At 34.6% G+C, this 6,939-nt stretch carries 13 protein-coding genes and 1 tRNA gene; all 14 read left to right on the top strand.

Annotation, left to right across the window (positions count from 1 at the left end):
* The first annotated feature begins 96 nt into the window (after window positions 1–96).
* A tRNA-Ser gene (locus ACKI3D_RS04835) sits at window positions 97–181 on the top strand.
* Window positions 182–364: 183 nt separating this feature from the next.
* Window positions 365–814 carry a 30S ribosomal protein S13 gene (locus ACKI3D_RS04840; RefSeq protein WP_407392615.1) on the top strand — a complete coding sequence of 150 codons (450 nt, stop codon included), beginning with the start codon at window positions 365–367 and terminating at the stop codon, window positions 812–814.
* 60 nt (window positions 815–874) lie between these two features.
* The gene (locus tag ACKI3D_RS04845) at window positions 875–1,414 is read left to right on the top strand and encodes a 30S ribosomal protein S4 (protein WP_407392616.1); all 540 of its coding nucleotides are present in this window, start codon (window positions 875–877) and stop codon (window positions 1,412–1,414) included.
* An 11-nt stretch (window positions 1,415–1,425) separates the two neighbouring features.
* Window positions 1,426–1,818 (top strand): 30S ribosomal protein S11, encoded by a 393-nt coding sequence (locus ACKI3D_RS04850; protein ID WP_407392617.1) that lies wholly within the window; start codon window positions 1,426–1,428, stop codon window positions 1,816–1,818.
* Window positions 1,819–1,833: 15 nt separating this feature from the next.
* Window positions 1,834–2,634: a DNA-directed RNA polymerase subunit D gene (locus ACKI3D_RS04855; RefSeq protein WP_407392618.1), complete on the top strand. Its 801-nt coding sequence runs from the start codon at window positions 1,834–1,836 to the stop codon at window positions 2,632–2,634.
* A gap of 2 nt (window positions 2,635–2,636) precedes the next feature.
* Complete coding sequence (locus ACKI3D_RS04860; protein ID WP_407392619.1) at window positions 2,637–3,002, top strand: 50S ribosomal protein L18e; 366 nt, start codon at window positions 2,637–2,639, stop codon at window positions 3,000–3,002.
* A gap of 15 nt (window positions 3,003–3,017) precedes the next feature.
* Window positions 3,018–3,440: a 50S ribosomal protein L13 gene (locus ACKI3D_RS04865; RefSeq protein ID WP_407392627.1), complete on the top strand. Its 423-nt coding sequence runs from the start codon at window positions 3,018–3,020 to the stop codon at window positions 3,438–3,440.
* A gap of 18 nt (window positions 3,441–3,458) precedes the next feature.
* On the top strand, window positions 3,459–3,860 hold the full coding sequence (locus ACKI3D_RS04870) for a 30S ribosomal protein S9 (RefSeq protein WP_407392620.1): 402 nt from the start codon (window positions 3,459–3,461) through the stop codon (window positions 3,858–3,860).
* 50 nt (window positions 3,861–3,910) lie between these two features.
* Entirely contained in the window at window positions 3,911–4,081 is a 171-nt protein-coding gene (locus tag ACKI3D_RS04875; RefSeq protein WP_407392621.1) for a DNA-directed RNA polymerase subunit N, read from the top strand.
* A 58-nt stretch (window positions 4,082–4,139) separates the two neighbouring features.
* Complete coding sequence (locus tag ACKI3D_RS04880; protein WP_407392622.1) at window positions 4,140–4,337, top strand: DNA-directed RNA polymerase subunit K; 198 nt, start codon at window positions 4,140–4,142, stop codon at window positions 4,335–4,337.
* Window positions 4,338–4,473: 136 nt separating this feature from the next.
* Window positions 4,474–5,718, top strand: a complete 1,245-nt coding sequence (gene eno, locus ACKI3D_RS04885; protein WP_407392623.1) for a phosphopyruvate hydratase — start codon at window positions 4,474–4,476, stop codon at window positions 5,716–5,718.
* 22 nt (window positions 5,719–5,740) lie between these two features.
* On the top strand, window positions 5,741–5,959 hold the full coding sequence (locus tag ACKI3D_RS04890) for a 4Fe-4S dicluster domain-containing protein (protein ID WP_407392624.1): 219 nt from the start codon (window positions 5,741–5,743) through the stop codon (window positions 5,957–5,959).
* The gene (rpsB, locus tag ACKI3D_RS04895) at window positions 5,952–6,554 is read left to right on the top strand and encodes a 30S ribosomal protein S2 (protein ID WP_407392625.1); all 603 of its coding nucleotides are present in this window, start codon (window positions 5,952–5,954) and stop codon (window positions 6,552–6,554) included. Before ACKI3D_RS04890 ends, rpsB begins: the two co-directional genes overlap by 8 nt.
* Window positions 6,555–6,563: 9 nt before the next feature.
* On the top strand, window positions 6,564–6,939 hold a 376-nt coding region (gene amrB / locus ACKI3D_RS04900; protein WP_407392626.1), incomplete at its 3' end, for an AmmeMemoRadiSam system protein B.

Genomic DNA, 6,939 nt, shown 5'->3' on the forward strand with positions numbered 1-6,939 from the left:
GAAAATGAAACTCTTGACGGTCTTGGATTATTAGATATTATTATATCATATTATTTAGTATAATATGTGTGCAAGTATTTTTTTATAGCTAGTTGTGCCGAGATAGTCTAGCCTGGTAAGGCGCGAGACTGGAAATCTCGTGGGCGCTCAGCCCTCCTGGGTTCAAATCCCAGTCTCGGCGTTTATTAGTTTTTAACTATATTTTTTTATAAATTTATTAAAAATACTTGTTAAACTGATATTTTTGCACTCTTAGCTTGTAAGCTAAGTTTATAACTGTTGAAAGAACTGTGTTTTGCTAGTCAAAACATTCGAACCTATATTTTACGTCTCGTAGGTTCGCTCTATAAATGGAGGTTATTTAATGGAAGACGATTTTAAGCATTTAGTGCGTATTTCAAGAAAGGACGTTGATGGGAATAAGACCATTGAACATGCTTTAACCGATATTAAAGGTGTTGGAATATCTTTATCTAAAACTATGTGTCGTACTTTAGACTTAGATTTAGACGCTAAAATTGGATACATTGCTGATGAAGATGTTTTAAGAATTGAAGAAATTTTAGAAAATCCTCAAGAATTTGGCATTCCCGCTTGGATGTTAAACAGAAGAGAAGACTATGAAACTGGTGATGACATTCACTTGATTGAATCCGACCTTGACATGACCTTAAGGGATGATTTGAACAGAATGAAAAAGACCAGAAGTTACAAAGGTAGAAGACATGAAGTTGGTTTACCTGTTAGAGGTCAAAGAACCAAATCTACTTTCAGAAAAAGTTCTACCGTTGGTGTAAAACGTTCAAGAGGATAGGCAAGAACTTTTTTTTAGAAATTAATTTATTAAATTCAATTTTATTAAGGAGATGTTTTAATGGGACAACCTAGAAAATCAAGGAAAAAGTATAATACACCACCACATCCTTGGAATGCGGAAAGAATTAAAAATGAAAACAAATTAATGACTAAATACGGTTTAAAAAACAAAAAGGAAATCTGGAAAGCCGATACTTTAGTCAGAAGATACAGTAGGGAAGCAAGATACTTACTCGGTTTTTCTGCTGATCAAATGCAAGAAGAGAAATTAGAATTATTAGGACACTTAGCTAGAACCGGTGTTTTGCCTGAAGGTGCTGCTCTTGAAGAAATCTTAGATTTAAATGTTGAAGATATCTTAAGAAGAAGATTACAAACTATTGTATTCAAAAAAGGTTTAGCTCGTACTCCTAAAGAAGCAAGAATGTTTGTTGTACACGGACACATAGCTTTAAGCGGTAAAAAAATCAATTCCCCAAGTTATGTAGTATTGAAAGGTCAAGAAGATGAAGTTGGATTCTATCGTTCTTCACCTGTAGCTAAACAAATTGAAGAGTATAACAATAACAAAGCTAATAAAGCTAATACTGAGGAATAAAGGGTGTAACTATGGCAAAAGATGAAAAATGGGGTATAGCTAATATTTACTCATCATTTAACAACACTATTATTACTGTAACAGATATTACTGGTGCTGAAACTATTTCCCAATGGTCTGGTGGAAGAGTTGTACGTGCAGACAGACAACAAGCTTCACCTTTCGCAGCTATGGCTGCAGCAACCAGAATAGCTGATGATGCTAAAGAAAAAGGATTTGTTGGCTTACATATTAAAGTAAGAGCTCCTGGTGGAAATGGACCTAGAAGTCCTGGACCTGGTGCACAAGCTACTATCCGTGCTTTATCAAGAGCTGGAATTAAAATAGGAAAAATAGAAGATATTACTCCTATTCCTCACGACGGTACTGGAAGACCTGGTGGTAAAAGAGGAAGAAGAGTTTAAGTGGAAGGGTTTAATATGGAGATAGAAATTAGAAGTCAAAGCGATGATGAAATTGTTTTTGTCATTCGCGATGCTGAAGTGCCTTTTGTTAATGCAATTAGAAGATGCGCTATGGTAAATGTACCTAAAATAGCTATCGAAGATGTTAATATTATCAGAAATGATTCTGCAATGTTTAATGAGGTACTTGCTCATAGACTTGGTTTAACTCCTTTAGTTTCTGATTTAGATGCTCTCGAAGGAATGTCTTTACCTGAAGATGATGACTGGGAAGAGTATACTAATGGAATCATGTTTAGTTTAAATGAAGTTGGACCTAAAACAGTTTATTCTAAGGATTTAATATCTTCAGACTCAAAAATTAAACCAGTATACGATACTATTCCTTTAGTAAAACTTAAAGAAGGCGAAGAATTAAATATTGAAGCTGTCGCAAAAGTCGGCTATGGAAAAAATCATGCAAAATGGATGCCTACCACTGTTTGTGCTTACAAACAATATCCAGAAATCACATTCAATGAAGATTTGGAAATCGATTATGATTGTGCTCAAGCATGTCCTAGAGGTGTTTTGAAATCCGATAGAAGATCCAAAAAGATTAAGATTTTAGACATTGAAAACTGTGCAATGTGTAAAAGCTGTGTAAGGGCTTCAACCAACGGATACATTAATGTAGGTCATCGTGATAATGATTTCATATTTAGAATAGAAACTGACGGCGCTATGCCTCCTAAAGAAGTTTTATTAAAAGCTTGTGAAGTATTAGGTGAAAAAGCAGATAAGTTTATCAGATTTAGTGAAGAAGGAGGAAATTAATAATGGTTAAAAAAGTTATAAAAACAAATCCTAACCTTATTGATCTTATTAATAAACTTTATGAACAATCAAGAATTGAAGATGTAGCTATCTGGAAAGATGTTGCACAAAGGCTTGAAAGGTCTAATAGAAGAACCGCTGAAGTTAATTTGTCAGACATTGCAAGACATGTTGAAGCAGGCGAAACTATTTTAGTACCGGGTAAAGTTTTATCAAATGGTAATTTAGAAGAAAAAGTAGATGTTGTAGCATTAAAATTCTCAGCTGCTGCACAAGAAAAAATTGAAAGTGCTGGCGGAGAATGCATCTCAATCGAAGAAATTTTAGAATCAAATCCTAAAGGATCAAACATTAGGATTATGGAATAGGGGATGTGTGTTATGATGATTATTGATGGAGAAGGATGCGTTTTAGGAAGATTAGCTAGTATTACTAGTAAGAATCTTTTAGAAGGCGAAGAAGTAGTAATTCTCAATGCTGAAAAAATCATGTTAACTGGTAACAGGGATTGGGCTTATGCTAAATACAAACAAAGAGTTGACAGGGCAAGTATTTCCAACCCTCGTGACTTAGGTCCTAAATATCCTAGAAGACCAGACGATATATTTAGAAGAACTGTAAGAGGAATGTTACCTTTCAAAAAAGCAAAAGGTAAAGCTGCATACAAAGGCTTAAAAGCATTTGTTGGTGTACCAGCAGAATATGCAGATGCTGAACTCGATAAAGTTCCTGAAGCAGAATACGGAGATCTTAAAAAAGGTGTAGAGTTAGGAGAAATCTCCAAACTTTTAGGAGCTACCTTTTAGATAAATGGATGTGTGATTATGGTTAAAGTTATTCATACTAGTGGAAAACGTAAAACAGCTATCGCAAGAGGTACTGTTCGTGAAGGAACTGGTAAAGTTAGAATTAACAGAATTCCTTTAGAACTTTATTCCCCTGAGCTTGCTAACTTGAAATTACAAGAACCGTTAACCTTAGCTGGCGACTTAGCTAATGAAGTTGACATCAACATCAAAGTTGTTGGTGGAGGAGTAATGGGACAAGCTGAAGCTGCACGTATGGTAATTGCAAAAGGACTTGTCCAATGGTCACAAGATATGGATTTAAAAGAAAAATTCATTCAATACGACAGAACTATGTTAGTAGGTGACCCAAGACGTTCAGAACCTAAAAAATACGGTGGTCCTGGAGCAAGAGCACGTAAACAAAAAAGTTACAGATAATTATTCTGTACTTTTAAATTTTATTTAAAATTTAAAAAAAGATGATTTAAATGATTCCTATTAGATGCTTAAGTTGCGGAAAGCCGGTTTCAGCATATTTTGATGAATACACAAAAAGAGTGGAAGCTGGTGAAAAGCCAAAAGATGTTTTAGATGACTTAGGTTTAACTAGATACTGTTGTAGAAGAATGTTGATTTCTCATGTGGAAACATGGGAATGATTTTACAATTTTAGGAAAAGTTTTTAAAAGATAATCTTGGTAAAATATATGCCTAAAAATGGAAGTAATATTCATGAATGTTGAAAAAAAATTGACAAGGTTTGAAAAAGCTAGACTTCTTGGAGCTAGAGCAATTCAAATTTCAATGGGCGCTAAGCCTTTAGTTGAAATTAAGGATTCATTAGATCCTATTGACATTGCTTATCAAGAACTTGAAGCTGGTGTTTTACCATTAGATGTTATTAGAGATGAATAGATTTCTTATCTATTTATTCTAATATTTTATTAAAAAAAATAGTAAATACCATAATAACTCTATAAAGAAACCTACTGATTTTTTTAAGGAGTATAGGTTATATGGTAATAAATCGAATGACACTGAGGTGTTTTTTTTGGATAGTGTAATAGAGGATGTCCGAGTCCGAAAGATTTTGGACAGCAGAGGAAACCCTACTATAGAAGTAGATGTAGTTACTTGGAACGGGTTCGGTAGAGCGGCTGCCCCTAGTGGAGCAAGTACCGGATCAAGAGAAGTAGTTTCTTTTCCTGATGGTGGAGTAGATGAAGTCGTAAGAGAAATGGAAGATTTAATCGCTTCTGAACTTATTGGAATGGATGCTCAAGATATTACAACTATTGATGAAGTGTTAAGGGAAGTTGATGGAACTGATAATTTAGCTGCCATTGGTGGTAACACTACCGTAGCTATTTCCATGGCTGTAGCAAAAGCTGCTGCTTCCTCAAGTAGTATGCCATTATATAGATATATTGGCGGAAATTTAGTTAACGAATTGCCGTTTCCTCTTGGTAACATGATGAATGGAGGAGCTCATGCAGGTGTCAATGCACCGGATATTCAGGAATTCTTAGTTGTTCCTATTGGAGCATCTAGGGTTAGTGAAGCAATCTTTGCAAATGCTTCCGTTCACAAAAGGTTAAAAGAATTAATTCAAAAGAAAGATTCTTCTTTTACCGGTGGAAAAGGTGATGAAGGTGGATGGGTGCCTAATATCACTAATGATGTTGCTCTAGATTTGCAGGCTCAAGCCTGTGAAGAAGTTGGTGATGAACTGGGACTTGAAATCAGACCTTCACTTGATATGGCTGCTTCAGAATTATGGAGCAGTGAAGAGCAGAAATATATTTATGCTCAAGATGGTGTCAAAAGGGACACTGGAGATCAAATTGATTTCGTAAAAGATATCATTGATACTTACAAAATGTTTTATGTAGAAGACCCATTCGACGAATCTGACTTTGATGGATTTGCTCAATTAACTTCTAAAGTGGGGGATAAATGTCTTGTTTGTGGTGATGATTTATTTGTTACAAATAAAGAACTCCTAGCCAAAGGTATTGAAATGAAAGCTGCAAATGCTATTATTATCAAGCCTAATCAAATAGGTTCATTATCTGAGACTTATGAAACTGTTAAATTAGCAAAAGAAAATAATGTAGTGCCGGTCGTATCACATAGATCCGGTGAAACTACTGATGATACTATTGCTCATTTGGCTGTTGGTTTTTCATCTCCAATGATAAAAACTGGAGCTATTGGCGGTGAAAGGATAGCTAAATTGAATGAGCTTATTCGTATTGAAGAAGAACTTCCAAATCCTAAAATGGGTAAATTCTAAATTATTAATTGGAGATAATAATATGGCTAAAGTAACTATTGATTATGACAAATGTGATGGTGTTGACTGCGCTGAATGTGCTGATGTTTGCCCTATGGAAGTATTAGTTCTTGAAGGGGATAAGATTGTAATTACCGACCCTTCAGAATGTAGTTATTGTGAAGTATGTATGGATGTATGTCCTAACAAATGTGTTAAAATTGAAGATGAGGATAAAATAAAAGGTGAAAAAAATGGTTAACGACGAACTTTTAATAGATTTAGATAATTATTTGGCTGCAGGTTTACATATCGGAACCCAACAAAAAACCAGCGATATGGAAAAATACATTTTCAGAGTAAGATCTGACGGTTTATATGTATTGGATATTCAAAAAACTGATGAAAGAATCAGACAAATTGCAAAACTTTTAGCAAAATACGACCCAGAAGATATTTTAGTAGTAGCTACCCGTCAATACGGTCAAGCTCCTGTTAAAAAATTCGGTGAAATTACCGGTGCAAAAACCATTCCTGGTAGATTCATCCCTGGTACATTAACCAACCCAAATTATGCTAAATTCATTGAACCAAAAATCATTGTTGTAACTGACCCAAGATCAGATGCACAAGCAATCTTAGAATCCAAACAAAACGGTATTCCAGTTATTGCATTATGTGATACTGAAAACTTACTCAGCTTTGTTGATATTGCTGTACCTGTAAACAACAAAGGTAGAAAAGCTATCGCTTTAGTTTACTGGTTACTCGCAAGACAAATCTTAAGAGAAAGAGGAGAAATTCCTGAAGATGGAGACTTAGATATCGAAGCAACCGATTTCGAACTTAAATTTTAAGTGAATTGAATGATAAGAAAACCTGCTGTTGCTGGAACTTTTTATCCAGATAACCCGGAAATACTTAAAAAAACAATAGAAGATTGTTTCAAACATAAGTTTGGTGCTGGATTCATTCCGGAATTGAAAGATTTTGATGGAACAGATTATCCCATCAATGTCATGGTTCCTCATGCAGGTTACATATATTCTGGTCCAGTAGCTTCTCACAGCTATTGCCAGATAGTTCAAAACGGTTTTCCTGAAGTTTTTATTATATTAAGTCCAAATCATACTGGTTATGGTAGTGAAATTTCAGTTTTCAATGAAGGAGAATGGATTACTCCATTAGGAAACGTTAAAATTGATGAAGAATTTGCTAATTCGATTATTTCATGTTCAGATG

Source organism: Methanobrevibacter sp. (assembly GCF_045586545.1).
GTDB lineage: Archaea > Methanobacteriota > Methanobacteria > Methanobacteriales > Methanobacteriaceae > Methanocatella.